We start from the raw sequence: 17,686 nt of genomic DNA, 5'->3' as shown, positions 1-17,686 counted from the left end.
CGGGGCAGGCGTGGGCTTTCCGGTGATCCGTTCCGCGGCGACTTCGTCGAGCAACTGTGTTTCGGCACCGCCGACCTGTCGGTGATCAGGCACAACGGTGCCCTGTTCTTGATCGACACCCTCGAGGAGGCGTCGAGGACCACGTCCTCGACGGCGAGCGCGGACGACGGCGCGGGGCTGAGCGGGTGGTTGTCCCGATTCCCACCTTCGAGTGATCGAACGGCCTCCGCACCTGCCGGTGTTGTAATTTCGTTACCTGGCAGGTGCGGCTGCCGCCGAGGCTCCTCCTGACCCGGTTGGAGCGGGTGCCTCCAGAGCGCGTCCCGTCGGGCGTGCCCGCATCCCCACCGACTCCCGTGGTTCGGCTTGTGACGAACCCGGTGATGCCGACCGGGCGGCGGCCGGAGGTCCCTCGTGCTGACAAACTCCGACCTGCGCAAGCGCTGCTGGTGCACCGGCGAGACGCCGAACGCGGTGCGCCGGCAGCGCGGTCGGGCCGACGGCGCGCTCGTGCCCGCCGCGGGCCCCGGCCAGGAGCGGTTCGAGGCAGGAGTCCTGCAGGCGGTGGTGCGCGCCATGGCAGGCATGCGACGGCGAGGGCACCCGCTCCGACCGACGTCCCTGATCGGCCGGGTCCGGCTGGACTCCCGGGTGGTCGGCCTGCGCGTGCACGACACCGCGCTCGACCACCTGCTCGCCGAAATGCTGCCGGTGCTCGTCGGTGAACGGCTCCGCGGCGTCCCCGACCTGCGCGCCCGCCCCGGCCGCGACCACCTCGACCTGGGCACGCCCGACGGCGAGTTGCGCCTGCTCGGCGTCACCCGGAAGCGCTGGCGGCAGGCCCTGGAGACCGGTCTGCCCACCGAACCGCCGGACGGCCACGCCACCCCGCGGCCGTCACTGCCCACCGCGCTGATGAGCGGTGTCCTGCGCAGGCTCCCGTTGTGGCGCGGCGCGGCCTGGCTGGACGCCGTGGTCGTCGGGGACGCGCTGGAGCTGTACTGGCGGGGCGGTCCGCCGGCCGAGGCGGTCGCCGCGATCCTGACGCGTTCCGCGTGCGCCCTCCCCGGCACGGACGCGGTGCCGTACACGTTCCGCAACGCCGTGCGAGGCGTGGCCCTGACCGCGTCCACGTCCACGTCCGCTGAAGAGTCCCACCACCCGTACCCGGAGTGGGCATGGGACCTGTGGCTCGCCACCTCCGTGCCGGGCGCGGCCGTGCACGAACGCGCCGTCCGCCCCCTGCGTCCCGCGGCCGGTCTGCCCGACGTGTGGGAGCAGCCGGAGATGCGCGCCGCCCTGGCGCTGCGCGACATCGACACCGTGTACCACCTGCTGCTGCGCCACGGCGTCCCGCGCCACCACCTCGCCGCACTGACCGGCCAGTCACCCCAAGAGGTGGACGACGTCCTGGCGGGCCGCAAGGTCGAGTCCTACGACACCCTGACCGACATCGCGAAGGGCCTCGGAGTTCCCTTGGGCTACATGGGTTTGGCCCACGACGAGCAGGCCGCGCCCGACGTCCGGTGCGACTGCGAGGAACTGGACGAGCGCACCAAACGCGACCAGTTCCTGGCCCACGCCGCACTCGTGACCGTTGGCTCGACCACAACCACCTGGGGCTGTCGGGCCAAGAGCTGCCGTTCCGCCCGTCCCGTGTAGCTCTCGCACCCCTCCCGTGCGTGACCCCGGCAGGGTGTCGCTACGGCGTTGTGGCGATCCAATACTGGTCGACGTGGACAACACGCGACAGCTCGGCGAGTTCCTCCAGGTGCGCCGTTCGCAGCTCAGGCCGGAGGACGTGGACCTGCCGAGCTACGGCGAGCGCCGACGGGTGCCGGGACTGCGGCGAGGGGAACTGGCACTGCTGGCCGGGGTCAGCCCGTCCTACTACGCACGCCTGGAACAGGGCCAGTCGACCAATGCCTCACCCGAAGTGCTCGACGCCCTCGCCGGCGCCCTGCGGCTCAACGACACCGAGCGCCGACACCTGCACGAGCTGGCAGCCGGTAGTCGTCGTCGCACGAAGCCACGTCGGCCCGCACCCGAGCGGGTCGCCCCCGCAGTGCGGCAACTGCTCGCAGCGCTCGGTGACGTGCCCGCCGTGGTGCTGGGACGTCGCAGCGACGTGCTGGCCTGGAACCGGACGGGCCACGCCCTGTTCGCCGGGCACGTGGAACGCGATGCCCCGGAGCGGCCCGACCGGCGGCCGAACATGGCCCGGCTGCTGTTCCTCGACGCGCACACCCGCGCCCTGTACGCCGACTGGCCGGCCAAGGCCAAGGCGGTGGCGGCGTCCTTGCGCACCGTGTCCGGGCAGTGGCCGGACGACCCGGCACTGGCATCACTGATCGGCGAGCTGACGGTCAAGAGCCCCGAGTTCGTGTCGCTGTGGGCGGACCACCGGGTCAAGGCGCCAGGTGATGCCGCCTACGAGATGCGGCACCCGCTGGTGGGCCCGCTGACGGTCACCCAGCAGACGCTGCTGACCGAGCGGGGCCACCACATCGTGGTGGCGACCACCGAGCCGGGCTCGTCCTCGCACACCGCGCTGGCACTGCTCGCGCACAGCGCGTCCGCAGGTCGAGCGGTTGAGCACGACCTGTCGACGCCCACCTCGCCGCTGCGCGGTTAGCCACACGTCCACAAGCCCTCTCCGGGGTCTCTCACCGTTCGTCCCGCGAACGGGTCTCTCCGGGCGCACCCGCGCGCCCAAAAACAGCGTGCGCCTCATCGCGCACCACATCAGTGAGGAACTCATGCGCAAACACAGGATCGCCGCCGGGATCATGACCGCGGCGGCGGCGATGATGGTCGCCACGACACCAGCGGCAACAGCCGATGCCGTGCCAACCGCCCCGGTCGACGTCCAAACGGATGCACGCATCGCGGTGCACTTCGACCTGGCTGCGGGCCAGATGCCGGAGAACGTCGCGTTGGCGCCGGACGGCACCGCCTACGTCACGTTCGCCGCCGCACGTCAGGTGGCCGCGATCGACCGACGCGGGAACACCCGTGTGCTGGCGACCCTGCCCGCACCCGCGGACGGCGGCGTCAACACCCCCGTGCTGCGCTTCGCCCTGACCACGGGCATCGTCCGCACGTACGACGGCGTTCTGCACTTCCTGTACGCCAGCGGCGACCCCACCTCCACCGGCCTGTACCGCCTGGTGCCGGGAGGAACGCCGCAGCGCATCGCCGCGCTGCCCGCCGACGGCCTGCCCAACGGTCTCGCCCTGGACAGCCGCGCCGGTGTCTTCTACATCACCGACTCGGTGCGGGGCACGATCTCCACCGTGCCGCTGCGCGGCGGTCGCGCCACCGTCTGGTCGGCGGCACGGGAACTGGCGCCCTCGGGCTTCCTCGGCGCCAACGGCATCAAGGTGCGCGGTGGCGCCGTGTGGGCCACCAACCTCGACCAAGGAACCCTGCTGCGCATCCCGCTGCGGGCCGCCCGCCCCGGTCCCGTCCGAGTCGTGGCGAGCGGACTGGTCGGCATCGACGACTTCGACTTCGCCGGCGACGACGTCCTGGCCGCCCTCAACGGACCCAACAAGATCGTGCGCATCGCGGCCGACGGCACCGCCGGCACGATGCTCACCAGCGCCGACGGACTGCAAAACCCCACGTCAGTAGCTGTGCGCGGCGGCGTAGTCCTAGTGCTCAGCGCCGCCTACACGACCGCGCGGGACCCGAACATCATCATCGCCGCACTGCCGCGTCGCTGAACGCGAGGGCTCCACATGCGGCACCACGCGGCATGATCAAGACCGCCGACTAGCGGGTTGTTGCCGTCCCCTGACCTGTCGTTGCAGGTCAGGGGCTCGTCCTTCGAGCGCCCCCGGCAGGATTCGAACCTGCGACCTCGGGATTAGAAGTCCCTCGCTCTCTCCACTGAGCTACGGAGGCTGGAGGGGCTGTGACCACGCGCTGTAGCAGCGTAGCCGCCCCACCGGACACATCGTCCGGAAGACGCGGTGCGTTTCCGTCGAGGCACCAGAAGAGTGATCAAGATGGCCAAAAAGTGATGTGGATCACTCTGGAGGGGCTGTCGAGTCGCGGGAAACGAGGGAGACCGCCAGTCTTGTCGGCTCGCCCGGTCTGCCGCCGTTCAGCAAGCGGAGCGCCAGTTCGCCGGCGTGGCGCCCCTTCTCGGCCAGGGGTTGACGCACAGTAGTCAAAGGTGGGTCTGCGTGTTCGGCAGCGGGCACGTCGTCGAACCCGATCACCGAAACGTCGGCCGGCACGCGCAGCCCCAGATCCCGAACGGCCTGGAGCGCGCCGAACGCCAACTCGTCCGAAGCGCACAGCAGCGCCGTCGGCCGCGGCTCTGCGGACATCAGCGCCCGTGCCCCCGCCCGGCCCAACTCGCGACTGCTCCGCGCGCACTCCCATGTCGGGGTGTCTGCCCCCGCCACGTCCAGATAGCCCTGCAGCCGGTCCCATGTCACCCGGAAGGGCGTGGACGTCAGCCGCTCGGGTGTCACGGGGCCGTTGTGCCCGTCCGGGTGCAGCGCGAACGTCACCACCCCGAACCGCCGGTGCCCCAGATCCCACAGCGACGACGCCGCCAACCGCGCCCCGCCGAAGTCGTCCACCTCGACCCGTGCGGTGTCCGGCAGCACGGGCTGGTCGATCACCACCATCGGCAGCCCACGCGCCCGCACGGCCGCCAACGCCGGCGCGTCGTCCGGCAGCGAATACGCCACCACGACGTCCGCCTGTGCCCGCGCCACCGTCTCCGGGCGCGGCCCGCCCTTGTCCCGCCCGGGGATCAGTACCAGGCAGTGGTCGTGTCCGTCCACGGTCGAAGCCAGCCCGTCCAACACGATCGACAGCGCGGCATCGGCGAACGACGCCGACAGTCCCTGCCCGAGCATGAACCCGACGGCCGCGCTGTGCCGGGTGGCCAGGCTGCGCGCCACCGGATCGGGTCCCGGGTAGCCCAACGACGCCGCCGTCTCCATGATCCGCTCGCGCAACGCGGCGGACAGCTGGTCCGGCCGGTTGTAGGCGTTGGACACCGTGGCGCGCGACACACCGACCGCGCCGGCCACCGTGTCGAGCGTCGGCTTGCGAGGGCGGTCCACGTGGTGAGCGTAACCAGCTAATCGAGTGGACGGTCTGAAGCGCTTCAGCCACACTCGGACGCATGCCCACGCCACGCCTCGCCGTCTTCGCGGTGTTCCTGTTCAACGGGGCGCTCTTCCTGTCCTGGGCGGCCCGCATGCCCGCGTTGGCCGCCCAGGTCGGCGCGACCGAGGCCACCCTCGGCCTGGCGCTGCTGGGTGCGAGCGTCGGCCTGGCGCTGACGGCGCCGTTCGCGGCCCGGATCTGCGCGAAGGTGGGCGCCCGCAAGCTGATCATCGCGGGCGTGGTCGTCACCGTGTTGGCCGTGCCCGCCCTCACGCTCGCGGAAACGCCCCTGCACCTGGGCTTGGTCCTGTTCGTGCTCGGCTCGTGCGGCGCGGCGCTGGACGTGGGCATGAACGTCGCCGCGGTGGCCGTCACCCGCAGCCTCGACCGGCCGCTGATGCCCCAGTTCCACGCGGGCTTCAGCGTCGGCGGCCTGGTCGGCTCGCTCGGCGCGGCGGCTGCGGCGAACGCGGGCTGGAGCCTGACCCGCCACCTGATCACCGTCGCCGTCATCGGCGCGGTCGCGATGGCGTGGGTGATCAAGGCCGTGCCAGGCGTGACCGGCGACACCGCCGACGCGCCCGAGGACGACCGCCCGGTGCTCAAGAGGCCGTTGTTGTGGCTGCTCGCGGTCATCACGCTGTTCTCCGCGATCGCCGAGGGCGCCACGTCCGACTGGTCGGCACTGTTCTTCGTCAACGAACGCGGTCTGAGCGAGGCCGCCGCCGCGGCGGCGTACGCCGGGTTCTCCGTCGCGATGGCCGCCGCCCGCATGTTCGGCGAGCCCGTGCAACGCCGCCTGGGCCCGTACCGGCTGCTCGCGGCGGGCGCGGTGGTGGCCGCGACGGGTCTCGCGCTGGCCGTGCTCGTCCAGGCGCCCGCGGTCGGCTACGTCGGGTTCGCCTTCGTCGGCCTGGGCCTGGCCTTCGCGTTCCCGGTGATCATGGACCTGGCGGGCGAGGCGGGCAGGCGCGCCGACGGCACGGGCGGCGAACGCGAGATCGGCCTGGTGACGACGGTCGCCTACACCGGCTTCCTGATCGGCCCGCCGATGGTCGGCGGTATCGCGCACGTCAGCAGCCTGTCGGTGTCGCTGGGTTTCGTGGCGTTCGTGATCGCCCTGATGGTGCCCGCCGTGCTGCTGGTGCGCCGGTCCCGCGCCCGTGAGCTCACGCGGCTGGAAGCCGGCTCAACGCGGCCTTGAGCAGCGGCTGCATCGCGGCCAGCATCTGCTCGGGGACGCCACCGGGCTGGGCCATCGCCACCAGGACGCTGCGGTTGGTGTTCACCGCCAGGGTCGCGGTGCACGCCATCTCGCTGCCGCTCAGGTCGCACAGCACCCACGTCGAGTGCCCCTCCACGACCACCTCTCGGCCCTTGGCCTGCCGCGTCTGCACCTGCTCGTACTTCTGGTAGAGCGCGGCGACCACCGTGCGCCCGCCGGCCGAGCCGTCGTCCAGCACGTACTGGCACGACTCCTGGATCACGTCGTCCTTGCGCGTCGGGTCTTTCTTGTACGGCCCGATGGCCTTGAGGTCGTCGGCGTTGAGCAGCCCGCACGGGTCGACGCCTACGACCGTGCGCGGCTTGGCGATCTTCGGTGCGTTCGACGGCGCCGAGGACCCCGTGGTCTCCGACGGTGTGACCCCGGCTTGGGGCAGCGCGTCGCCGTTGATGGTGTAGCTGCACCCCGCCGAAAGGAGCACGGCGAAGGCCATCACGAGCAGCGTGCGAGAACCGGTCACGTCCAGCAACGGTAGTGGGTGTGATCCGCGCACGTCCGGCGGTTGGTGGAGGCGAACCCGGGCCGCCTACGCTCGTGGCGTGCCCACTGAAGCGCCCACTCGCACCCTGCGCACCGGTCTGATCCCCCTGCTGGTCGTCGGCACGGCGATAGCCGCGCTGGTCGCGGTCGGGCTGCTCACCGTCGCGGGCGGCGAGGCCTCAGGGCTGATCGTCGTGCGCGTGCTGACCGAGTCCGCCGCCGTGGTGACCATCGGCTCACTGCTGCTGGCGGCGTTCCTGGTGCCGCCGCAGGAGAACGGCACGCTGGCCGCCGACGGTTACGCGGCCCTGCGGACGGCGGGCTGGGCGGCGCTGCTGTGGACGTTGGGCGCGGTGCTCTCGGTGCCGTTCACGGTGGCGGACGCGCTGGGCCAGCCGGTGACGGTGCTGCTGGAGCCGTCGGTGTTGTTCCAGGTCGCGGGGCTGGTGGAGCAGTCCAAGGCGTGGATGATCACGGCGGTGGTCGTGGCGCTGCTGGCGTTGGGCTGCCGGCTGGCGCTGTCGTGGGGCTGGACCACGGCGCTGTTCTTCCTGGCGCTGTTCGCCCTGGTCCCGGTCGCGGTGACGGGGCACTCGTCCGGTGGCGGCTCGCACGACGTGGCCACGAACAGCCTGCTGTACCACCTGATCGCGGCGGCGGTGTGGGTCGGCGGTCTGATCGCGCTGCTGGCGCACGGCAGGCGTGGCGGTGATCACCTGGCGTTGGCGACGACGCGGTTCTCCAAGCTCGCGCTGGTCTGCTGGATCGTGATGGCGGCCTCCGGCGTGATCAACGCGTGGGTGCGGCTGCCGTTGAGCCAGCTGTTCGTCAGCGGTTACGGCCTGCTGCTGGTCGGCAAGACGGTCGCGCTGGTCGTCCTGGGTGTCGTGGGGTACTTCCAGCGCGAGAAGAGCGTGAAGCAGGTCGTCGCGACGGGCTCCGGGCGTTCGCTGGTCAAGCTCGCGGGCGTCGAGGTGCTGCTGATGTTCCTCACGATCGGCCTGGCCGCCGCGTTGAGCCGCACGCCTCCGCCGATCCTGGAACGGGCGCTGCCCAGCACGGTGGAGCTGCGCATCGGCTACGACCTGTTCGGCGCGCCGACGCTGTCCCGGCTGCTGTTCGACTGGCGGTTCGACCTGATCTTCGGCTCGGCCTTCATCGCGCTGGCCGTGCTGTACCTGCTGGGCGTGCGACGGCTGCGGCGGCGCGGTGACGCGTGGCCGGTCGGCCGCACGATCGCGTGGGTCCTGGGCTGCCTGACCGTGGTGTTCGCCACGTCGTCCGGCCTCGGCCGGTACGCGCCCGCGATGTTCAGCATCCACATGGAAGCGCACATGCTGCTGTCCATGCTGGCGCCGATCCTGCTGGTGCTGGGCGGTCCGGTGACGTTGGCGCTGCGCGCGCTGCCCACGGCCGGCAAGGGCAATCCGCCGGGGCCGCGCGAGTGGCTGCTGGCGTTCGTGCACTCGCCGGTGGCGAAGGTGCTCACCAACCCGTTCGTGGCGTTGGCGCTGTTCGTCGGCTCGTTCTACGGCCTGTACTTCTCCGGCCTGTTCGACGCGGCGCTGGACTACCACTGGGCGCACCTGGCGATGAACGCCCACTTCATCCTGGTCGGCTACGTCTTCTACTGGCCGGTGATCGGGATCGACCCGGCGCCGAACCGGCTGCCGCCGCTGGGACGGCTGGGCCTGCTGTTCGCCTCGATCCCGTTCCACGCGTTCTTCGGCATCGTGCTGATGAGCTCGCAGACCGTGATCGGCGACGACTTCTACCGCTCGTTGGGCCTGCCGTGGGTGACGTCGCTGCTGGAGGAGCAGCGGCTCGGCGGCGGCATCGCGTGGGCGGCGGGGGAGTTGCCGCTGATCGTGGTGATGGTGGCGCTGCTGGTGCAGTGGGCCAGGTCGGACGACCGCGACGCCCGCCGGGCGGACCGGCGGGCGGACGCGGACGGTGACGCGGACCTCGCCGCGTACAACGCGATGCTGCGCAAGATGTCCGGCAAGGACTAGCGAGGTCGCCGCAGTCTGCCCAGCACCGGCCATGTCACAGCGGGCGCTTGAACCCTCGCACGGCGGCGATCCAGCCCGCCGCGGCCAGCACGGCGCTGGTGACCAGAGCGCCCACCACACCGGTGACGGGCTGGGCGAGCGCCAGGGAGCGCGCCGCGTCCACCGCGAACGTCAGCGGGTTGACGTTGGCGACCGCCTGGAGCCAGCCCGGCAGACCGCTGATCGGCACGTACGCGCTGGACGCGAACATCAGCGGGAACATCGCCAGGAAGCCGACGGTCTGCATCAGCTCGGCGTTGCGCAGCCAGGCGGCGATGGCCAGGAAGATCCAGCCCAGACCCCAGCCGACGGCCAGCGACAGGGCGAGTGCCGCCGCGATGCCGAGGACGCCGCCCGCGGGGGAGAAGCCGAAGACCACGACGGCGAACACCAGCATCAACAGCAGCTGCGAGGCCGTGCGGACCAGGTCGGACAGGCTGCGTGCGACGAGCACCGAGCCGGACCGGATGGGCAGCGAGCGGAACCGGGCCAGCACGCCGTTCTTCATGTCCGTGACCAGGCCGACGCCCGCCTGGAGCGCGGACTGCATGGCCGTGTTGACCAGGATCGCGGGCATCAGGAAGTCGATGTAGGCCACGCCCTGCGGGAAGCCCGGCGTGTTCGCGATGCTGGCGAAGATCTGGCTGAACAGGGTGAGCATGATCAGCGGCTGGAGGATGCTGAACACGATCATCCGCGGGTCGCTGACCAGCGTGCGCAGCGACCGTTGGGTGAGCACGAGCACCTGTGTGCCGAAGTCGGTGCCGCGCCAACGGGTCTGCGGCGCGGCGGTGAGGGTGGCGGTCATTCGTGGGCTCCTGTTCAGGCCGCGTGCTGCGCGAGGGTGAGGTAGACGTCGTCCAGGGTCGGTTCGCCCAGGGCCAGCTCGGTGGCCTCCAGGCCGACCTCGTCCAGGGCGCGGACGACGATGGCGATCTCGCGGGACGACGTGACCGGCGCGGTCAGCGTGTTCTGCGCGGACACGGGCTGCAGACCCGCCCGTTCCAGGGCCCCACCGGCCTTGGGGACGTCCGAGACGTCGGCCAGGGTGACGGTGACCGTGCGCTGGCCCACCTGGGCCTTCAGCTCGGCGCTGGTGCCCGCGGCGACCACCTTGCCCTGGGAGAGCACCGTGATCGAGTCGGCGAGGCGGTCGGCCTCGTCCAGGTACTGCGTGGTGAGCAGGACCGTGGTGCCGTCCGTGACCAGGCCTTCCACGATCTCCCACAACCCGAGCCTGCTGGCCGGGTCCAGGCCCGTGGTCGGCTCGTCGAGGAAGATCACCTCGGGGTGGCCGACGAGGCTCGCGGCCAGGTCCAGGCGTCGCCGCATCCCGCCGGAGTAGGTGCGGGACGGCCGCTTCGCCGCGTCCGCCAGCCCGAACAGCTCCAGCAGCTCGTTGCCCCTGGCCCTGGCCTCACGCGAACTCGCACCGAGCAGGCGGGCGATCAGGATCAGGTTGTCCAGGCCGGACAGCTGCTCGTCCACGGCGGCGAACTGGCCGGTCAGGCCGATCCGGCTGCGGACCTCGTGGCCTTGCGCGACGACGTCGAACCCGGCCACCCTCGCGCTGCCCGAATCCGGCGGCAGCATCGTGGTGAGCACGTTGACCAGCGTCGTCTTGCCCGCGCCGTTGTGGCCGAGCAGGCCGAGCACGGTGCCCTTGGGCACGGCGATGCTCACCCCGTCGAGCGCCTTCTGCGCGCCGAACGCCTTGACGACGTCCGTCGCTTCGATCATCAGGTCCTTCACCGCTTCCCCCTCGTTCACTGGTTTCCCCTCAGTACGCCGTGCAGGAACAGCTCCACGAGCTGCTCGGTGTCGGCGGTGGAGTCGCCGAAGCCCTTGCCGTGCATCCGGTTGGTGAACACGAGCCCGAGCAGCAGGCGTGCGGCCAGGGACGGGTCGACGCGGAGGTCGTCGTCCGGGCCGAACAGCGAGGCGACGTGCTCGGCGAGGCGCTGCATCTCGGCCGGCGGTCCCTTGTGCTCGCGCTTCCCGTCGTGCGGGTCGTGTGGGTCGTAGCCGGAGTCCCGGAGCACGCTGACCAGCTTCCACATCCGGTCCAGGTAGCCGGAGACGGCGCTGATGGCCCACGAGAGGCGCTCGGCGAGGGTGCCCGCCTGCCTCGCGTGCTCGATGAGCTCCAGCTCGGAGTCGATCGCGAGCACGTTGTGCACACAGGTCCGGATGAGCTCCTGCTTGTCCTTGAACGCCCGGAAGACGGTGCCCTCCGCGATGCCGGCCGCCTTGGCGATCTGGCTGGTCGTCACGTTGGCGCCGTGCTCGAACAGGAGCGGCAGGGTGGCGCTGACGATCGCCTCGCGGCGGTCTTCGGGGCTCATCGCGGGCGCTCGCCGACGGCGTTGTGTGGTCTCCTCGGGCATGGTGCCAGCTTATGAGTGAGTCCTCACTCATGTCAACGAGTGAGCGCTCACTCATCCGATTATGCATGTCCCGAGCACTTGTCCACAGATCCGGGATCGCCGCTTCCCGCCCAGCTCAGCCGCAGGCAACCTGGTCCCGAGCGATCAACACCAGGAGGTAGAAATGGCTTACAACGAGTCCCGGGTCACCATCTGCGGCAATGTCGCCAGCACGGTCAGCCACACCAAGGTCGGCACCGGTTTCAGCCGGGCGAAGTTCCGCCTGTTCACCGCCGAGCGGGTCTGGGACCAGGAACAACGCACCTGGGAGGACGGCGCCAGGATGTTCCTGTCGGTCTCCTGCTGGCGCATGCTCGCGGACAACGCGCACGCGTCGTTGAACAAGGGTGACCCGGTGGTGGTCAGCGGCCGGTTGACGATCAAGGACGTGGACTACGAGGGCAAGACCCGCCAGATCGTGGAGGTCGAGGCCACGGCGATCGGGCCCAACCTGGCCATGTGCACCGCCACACCGGTGCGGACCAGGCTCGCGCCGGACGCCGTCGAGGCCCGTGCCGCGCCCGAGATAGCCGCGCCGCGCAAACCGGACGAGTTGCCGCTGGTCCTCACGGGTGAGGCGGAGCACCCGAAGGAGGTGGCCGAAGTGCCGTTCTGAGCCAATCGAGCGACAAGGGCTTCCGTTTTCATGAACGGGGCGGAGAATGCCCGGGCAGTCGTTGCCGTTGCGAGCGTGGAGGAGGGAGGTCGTCGGGCAGGCGCCAGGCCGGGCCAGTCCGCACGCAGGCATCGGGGGGTTGACAGCGCTACGAGTTCGCGTATCAGGTCGGAGTCGCTGGTCGCAGGGTTGCGCCAGGCGCGTCCTACGGTCGTGTTACGACTGTGGGTGACCCACGTTCGCGTTAACTCTGCGTTGGGCCCACGTCCGTTGCCGGCGTCCGAGGTTCGGTCACGTACGGCACCGCTCTACGATCGCGGGCATGGCCGAGTACGTCTACACCATGAAGAAGGTGCGCAAAGCGCACGGGGACAAAGTCATCCTGGATGACGTCACCATCATGTTCCTCCCCGGTGCGAAGATCGGCGTTGTCGGTCCGAACGGCGCCGGTAAGTCGAGCGTGCTGAAGATCATGGCCGGCCTGGACACACCGGGCAACGGCGAGGCTTTCCTCTCGCCGGGCTACACGGTCGGCATCCTCCAGCAGGAGCCGCCGCTCAACGAGGAGAAGACCGTCCTGGGCAACGTCCAGGAAGGCCTCGGCGAGATCAAGGTGAAGCTCGACCGCTACAACGAGATCGCCGAGAAGATGGCCGTCGACTACTCCGACGAGCTGATGGAGGAGATGGGCCAGCTCCAGGAGGACCTGGACCACGCGAACGCGTGGGACCTCGACTCCCAGCTGGAGCAGGCGATGGACGCCCTCCGCTGCCCCCCGCCCGACGCCGACGTCAAGACCCTCTCCGGTGGTGAGCGCCGCCGGGTCGCCCTGTGCAAGCTGCTGCTGAGCAAGCCGGACCTGCTGCTGCTCGACGAGCCCACCAACCACCTGGACGCGGAGAGCGTCCTGTGGCTGGAGCAGCACCTGGCGCAGTACCCGGGCGCGGTCCTGGCGGTCACACACGACCGGTACTTCCTCGACAACCTCGCCGAGTGGATCCTGGAGCTCGACCGCGGTCGGGCCCACCCGTACGAGGGCAACTACTCCACCTACCTGGAGAAGAAGGCGGAGCGGCTGGCGGTCCAGGGCAAGAAGGACCAGAAGCTCCAGAAGCGGCTCAAGGACGAGCTGGACTGGGTCCGGTCGGGCGCCAAGGCCCGCCAGGCCAAGTCCAAGGCCCGCCTCGGCCGCTACGAGGAGATGGCCGCGGAGGCGGAGAAGACCCGCAAGCTCGACTTCGAGGAGATCCAGATCCCGCCGGGCCCGCGTCTGGGCAACGTCGTGGTCGAGACGGAGAACCTGAAGAAGGGCTTCGGCGACCGGGTGCTGATCGACGGCCTGTCGTTCAGCCTGCCGCGCAACGGCATCGTCGGGGTCATCGGTCCGAACGGCGTCGGCAAGACGACGCTGTTCAAGACCATCGTGGGCCTGGAGGAGCCGGACGCGGGCCTCGTCCGGATCGGCGAGACGGTCAAGCTGTCCTACGTCGACCAGAACCGCGGGGGCATCGACCCGAAGAAGAACGTGTGGGAGGTCGTCTCCGACGGTCTCGACTACATCCACGTCGGCAACGTCGAGATGCCGTCGCGGGCGTACGTCAGCGCGTTCGGGTTCAAGGGCCCGGACCAGCAGAAGCCGGCGGGCGTGCTCTCCGGTGGTGAGCGCAACCGGCTCAACCTGGCGCTGACCCTCAAGGAGGGCGGCAACCTGATCCTGCTGGACGAGCCGACGAACGACCTGGACGTCGAGACCCTGGGCTCGCTGGAGAACGCGCTCGAGCAGTTCCCCGGCTGCGCCGTGGTCATCTCGCACGACCGGTGGTTCCTCGACCGCGTCGCCACGCACATCCTGGCGTGGGAGGGCACGGACGAGAACCCGTCGCAGTGGTACTGGTTCGAGGGCAACTTCGAGGGCTACGAGAAGAACAAGATCGAGCGCATGGGTGCGGAGGCGGCGAGGCCGCACCGCGTCACCTACCGCAAGCTCACACGGGACTGAGAGCCGGGTAACTACATCGTGGCGGCGAGGGGCGAGGCGCAGGCGGACGTCGAGGTGAGCACGCTGGTCGTGCCCGCCTGGCGGCTGCGTTGGCGGGCACCGGAGCTTGCTCTGGTGCTGGGCGAGCGCGCCGTCGCCCTCGCCTCCGCCCGCCGTGACGAGGTCGACAGGTTGCGCGCGGAGGCCCTGGTGGTCTTCGCGAGCAACCGCATGGGCCGGGGCGTCAGGACCGCGGACCGGGCTCTGGACGCCCTCAAGGCGGCCGAGTCCGAGTCCGAGCACGAAACGGCCTGGCGCCTGCGGGTCGAACTGGCCGACAGCGCCAGGTCGGTCGGCGCCCCCCTCACGGGCTTCGCCGCCGTCCGCCCGGTCCTGGAAGCCGACAACGTTCCACCGGGCCTCCGCGCCACCGCACTCGTGCAGGCCAGCGAGTGCCTGGTCTCGGTGGGCCGGGGCGCGGCCCTGTCCCAAGCCCTGGACGAAGCCGACCACCTCTACCAGGCGGACCCGGTCCTGGACCACGACACCACCCTCCTGCACCGCGGCCTGCTCCGCGCGGCCGCCGCAGGCCAACACCGCCGTTGGGGCGACCTCCAAGCCGCGATCGCCGCGTGTCGCGAAGGCCTGGGCATGCTGGACCGCCTCAAAGAAGCCGAGTCGGACAACGGCCAGGTCCGCGGCAGGCTCACGGTCGAGCTGGTCTGCGCCCTCTTGGACCTGAACAAGCCCGGCGAGGCCTCCGAGGTGGGCACCCCACTCCTGGAACGCCCGGTACGGGCACCGTCGGCGTCCACCACGGGTTGGCTCCGCGTGGCCCTCGCGACCAGGGTCCACCTCCCAGCCGGACGAGTGGACCAGGCACGTGACCTGCTACGAGACGCCGCGGACAGCGCGGAACGCCACCAGTTGGAGACCCTCCAGGCGGAAAGCCTCCTCGCGCTGGCGCACGTCCACGAGGTAGCCGGCAACCTGACCGAGGCCCTGGCCAACCTCCGCACGGCACACGCCGCCGAACGCAGGCGGGCAAGAGCGGTCTACGCCGTGCGGGCCAGGCTCGCCGCCGAGTTCTCCGGAATCCACCGCCCGCCCACCGGCGGTCTGCACGACGAGTTGGCCTCCCTGCTCCGCACCGGAACCCCAGCCGTCCCGCCACCTCCGGAAGCCGGCCTCGCCCCCGAGGTCAAGCAACAACTCCGCCAGTGGCGCCCGGTCCAGATGCACCGCAACGAGGGCGTCCGGGTAAAACGCTCCCGCCGTGCGGCGGAGGACATGACGGTAGAGGGCATCTCAGCGGCCAGAGCCCACGCGGCCGACCGCTGGCGCCTGGTGCAGCCGTTCGGGGAAACGGAAGGCGAGCCCGAACCAGGAGGTCGCCGCCGAGCCCCGGACCCCGAGCCTTCCCAACCCCCACCCACCCAGGGTCGCCCGGAACACGCGAGAAGCGGCCAAGCAAGGTCCCTCCCACCCCTCGCCCAACCCCCCACCCCTCCACCAGGCGCCCCCTTGGCTCCCCACCCCACCAGCACCCCGCACCCCGGCACCGAAGCCGGCAGCGCGCCCTTCCCCACCGCCACCCCCGCAACCACCACTCCCGCAACCGCCACCCCAGCAACCGACAGCCAGATGGCCGGCGCAGGCGCAGGCAGCGGCTTCAGCAGCACGCACCAGGTCCCGGGTGGCTCGCCCGTCGGTCACCCCGTCGGCGCAGGCCTGGGCGAGGGTGGTTTCGGAATCGCCCAACAGGACACGTCCGCGCAGGTTGGCGGTCACGCAGGTAGTGCCGGCCCGGGCGACGGCGGTCTCGGTGGTGCGCAGCAAGGCTTCGCCCCATCAACCGGCAGCCACGCCGGCAGTGCAGGCCTAAGCGGTGACACGTCCACCAGCGCACACCAAACTCCCGCCGTGCCAGCCGGCGGTGCAGGCCTCGGTGGTGCTTTCGGCGCCGGTCCCGCTAGCGGCACGGGCTTTGGCAGTGACACGTCCGGCAGCGCGCAGCAGGATTCAGCCCCGTTGGCCGGTGGTCCCGCCGGCGGCGCGGGCCTTGGTGCCGGCGAGTTCGGTGGTGCGCAACAAGGCGCTGGTGCGTCGGGCGGTGGCGTCGACGCCGGTGGCGCGGGGGTCGGCGGATTTGGTGGGGCGCATTCGAACGTTGTCGGAAGGGCCTTCGGTGGGTTTGCTGCCGGCAGTGGTCGGGGGATTGGCGCCGATCAATTCGGTGGCGCGCCCGAGCTGAGTGGGGCGGCGCCGGGGGACCCCGGTGAGAACTCGTCCGGCTCCGAACCTGGTGGGGTGGCGTTGGGCGGGGCTGAGAGTGGCGAGGCCTCGGGCGCCGGGAACGAAACCGGTGAGCGGAGTGTGTCGGCGGCCGGGTTGATCGCGGCTGCGGGTGCCGTGCGGAGCGGGCGTCGGCGGGCTGCTCGGGAGGCCGCCGAGGACGAGAGTGAACGTTCCCCCGGTGACGCGGGGTCCGATCCCAATGTGCTGGACGCGTTGAAGGCCGCCGGTCTCCTCGACCCCCAGCGTGCCGGCGGTCGGCGGCGTGCGCCTGACGCCGACGAGGAGGCCGCCGTGTCCGAGCCCACGCCCCCCGCGCAGGCTGAACCGGAGCCGGTGCAGTGGCGGGTCGAAGCTCCGCAACGGCTGCGGGCCGAGGCCGAGGAACCGCCGCCCATCGACATGTTCGACTCGCCGACCATGGTCCAGCCTGCCGTGCGCGACGACGTGCCACCGGTCGGGCTTGGCGCGGCCTTCGTGAAGGGCCCGCTCATCCCCACCGCGCGGGTGCCCGAGCCGCCCGACTTCCCGTTGCCGCCCGTGCCCGACTTCGGGTTGTCGTTGCCCGACTTCTCGGCGATGGCGTCGACGTCGACGTCGGCAGACGTGGCGGAGACGGAGGCTGCCGGGGCGCGGCCGGTCTTCCCCGCGCCGGAAGTCGAATCGGCGCCGGGGAACGCATCGGCAGCCCCCGTGGGCGAACCCATGCAGGCGAACGAGTCGGCCCCCGAGGACCGGTCGGTGCCCGAGCCGACGCCCGAGCCGGACCAGGTGCCGGGCGTTCCCGAGCCCGACCAGGTCCCCCCGGTCCCGCTCCCCGACCCGGTGCCGTCGAACCCGTCCAACCCGTCCCCGGAGGCGGCCCAGACACCTCCGTCGCAGTTCGGCCCCACCGGCTTCCTCAGCGCCGCCGACGTCGAGCACGACGACACCCCGGCGGTGGACCCGGCCGCTGACGCCGCTGCCGACCTCGCTGCCGACCCCGCCGACCCGCACAAGGAGCCCTTCGTCACAGCCGTCGTCGTCGGCGGCAAGACGATCGACCTCCCGGCCATCGTCGAACCGACCCCACCGGCCCCCGACTCGCCCAGCGCCACCCGCGCGTCACGCCGGCACAAGAGCGACCTCAGCCTGGCCGAACTCCTCGCCGAAGCCCTGGTCGCGTACGAGGACGCCCGACGCGAGGACGAGGCCGCCGGCAGGGTGGACGAGGACACCGTGCCCATCACCCCGGTCGGCGGAGCGGCACCCGAGTCCGACACCGAGACGACGACTCCGATCCAGCGCGTCGACCCGCCACCCCGGTTCGACACGTGGACACTTCCCGAATCGTGAAATGATTTGAGGTTCTAATAAGGTTTCCCGTGGGTAACAAAGTGGGAAAATAGTCTGCGTCGCAGCCAATTTCCTACTTTCTCG

Annotated in this window: 13 protein-coding genes and 1 tRNA gene; 8 read left to right on the top strand and 6 right to left on the bottom strand. The window is 71.0% G+C overall.

What is annotated here, in order from left to right; genetic code table 11:
• Positions 1-414: 414 nt before the first annotated feature.
• From FM051_RS21940 to FM051_RS21930, 3 genes are all read left to right on the top strand, one after another.
• Positions 415-1,662, top strand: a complete 1,248-nt coding sequence (locus FM051_RS21940) for a hypothetical protein (protein ID WP_158846317.1) — start codon at positions 415-417, stop codon at positions 1,660-1,662.
• 73 nt (positions 1,663-1,735) lie between these two features.
• Positions 1,736-2,635 carry a helix-turn-helix domain-containing protein gene (locus tag FM051_RS21935; protein WP_158846315.1) on the top strand — a complete coding sequence of 300 codons (900 nt, stop codon included), beginning with the start codon at positions 1,736-1,738 and terminating at the stop codon, positions 2,633-2,635.
• Between the two features lie 124 nt (positions 2,636-2,759).
• Positions 2,760-3,728, top strand: coding sequence for an SMP-30/gluconolactonase/LRE family protein (locus FM051_RS21930; RefSeq protein WP_158846313.1), 969 nt, complete (start codon positions 2,760-2,762; stop codon positions 3,726-3,728).
• A 108-nt stretch (positions 3,729-3,836) separates the two neighbouring features.
• Here FM051_RS21930 and FM051_RS21925 read toward each other — a convergent pair.
• Positions 3,837-3,909: transfer RNA gene (locus tag FM051_RS21925), tRNA-Arg, on the bottom strand.
• A gap of 125 nt (positions 3,910-4,034) precedes the next feature.
• Positions 4,035-5,090, bottom strand: a complete 1,056-nt coding sequence (locus FM051_RS21920; protein ID WP_158846311.1) for a LacI family DNA-binding transcriptional regulator — start codon at positions 5,088-5,090, stop codon at positions 4,035-4,037.
• A gap of 62 nt (positions 5,091-5,152) precedes the next feature.
• Between FM051_RS21920 and FM051_RS21915 the strand changes: the two genes are divergently transcribed.
• Entirely contained in the window at positions 5,153-6,340 is a 1,188-nt protein-coding gene (locus FM051_RS21915; RefSeq protein WP_158846309.1) for an MFS transporter, read from the top strand.
• Here FM051_RS21915 and FM051_RS21910 read toward each other — a convergent pair.
• A complete protein-coding gene (locus tag FM051_RS21910) occupies positions 6,306-6,881 on the bottom strand; it encodes a DUF3558 family protein (RefSeq protein ID WP_158846307.1) in 576 nt (191 codons plus the stop codon). The two genes, FM051_RS21915 and FM051_RS21910, sit on opposite strands and share 35 nt — an antisense overlap.
• Positions 6,882-6,960: 79 nt before the next feature.
• Here FM051_RS21910 and FM051_RS21905 point away from each other — a divergent pair, with 79 nt between their 5' ends.
• Positions 6,961-8,913: a bifunctional copper resistance protein CopD/cytochrome c oxidase assembly protein gene (locus FM051_RS21905; RefSeq protein WP_158846305.1), complete on the top strand. Its 1,953-nt coding sequence runs from the start codon at positions 6,961-6,963 to the stop codon at positions 8,911-8,913.
• A 34-nt stretch (positions 8,914-8,947) separates the two neighbouring features.
• Here FM051_RS21905 and FM051_RS21900 read toward each other — a convergent pair whose 3' ends face one another.
• From FM051_RS21900 to FM051_RS21890, 3 genes are read right to left on the bottom strand one after another with little or no spacing between them, the layout of a single operon-like run.
• Entirely contained in the window at positions 8,948-9,760 is an 813-nt protein-coding gene (locus FM051_RS21900; RefSeq protein ID WP_158846303.1) for an ABC transporter permease, read from the bottom strand.
• A gap of 14 nt (positions 9,761-9,774) precedes the next feature.
• Positions 9,775-10,704 (bottom strand): ATP-binding cassette domain-containing protein, encoded by a 930-nt coding sequence (locus FM051_RS21895; protein WP_158846831.1) that lies wholly within the window; start codon positions 10,702-10,704, stop codon positions 9,775-9,777.
• A gap of 14 nt (positions 10,705-10,718) precedes the next feature.
• Entirely contained in the window at positions 10,719-11,339 is a 621-nt protein-coding gene (locus tag FM051_RS21890; protein ID WP_158846301.1) for a TetR/AcrR family transcriptional regulator, read from the bottom strand.
• A 163-nt stretch (positions 11,340-11,502) separates the two neighbouring features.
• On the opposite strand from FM051_RS21890, the gene FM051_RS21885 reads away from it, so the two are divergent.
• From FM051_RS21885 to FM051_RS21875, 3 genes are all read left to right on the top strand, one after another.
• On the top strand, positions 11,503-11,994 hold the full coding sequence (locus FM051_RS21885) for a single-stranded DNA-binding protein (RefSeq protein ID WP_158846299.1): 492 nt from the start codon (positions 11,503-11,505) through the stop codon (positions 11,992-11,994).
• A gap of 322 nt (positions 11,995-12,316) precedes the next feature.
• Positions 12,317-13,993, top strand: a complete 1,677-nt coding sequence (ettA, locus tag FM051_RS21880; protein ID WP_158846297.1) for an energy-dependent translational throttle protein EttA — start codon at positions 12,317-12,319, stop codon at positions 13,991-13,993.
• Positions 13,994-14,011: 18 nt separating this feature from the next.
• Entirely contained in the window at positions 14,012-17,602 is a 3,591-nt protein-coding gene (locus FM051_RS21875) for a hypothetical protein (protein ID WP_158846295.1), read from the top strand.
• The last annotated feature ends 84 nt before the right edge of the window (positions 17,603-17,686 follow it).

This window comes from Saccharothrix deserti (assembly GCF_009769385.1).
Lineage (GTDB): Bacteria > Actinomycetota > Actinomycetes > Mycobacteriales > Pseudonocardiaceae > Actinosynnema > Actinosynnema deserti.
This window is presented reverse-complemented; position numbering and strand designations above follow the sequence as displayed.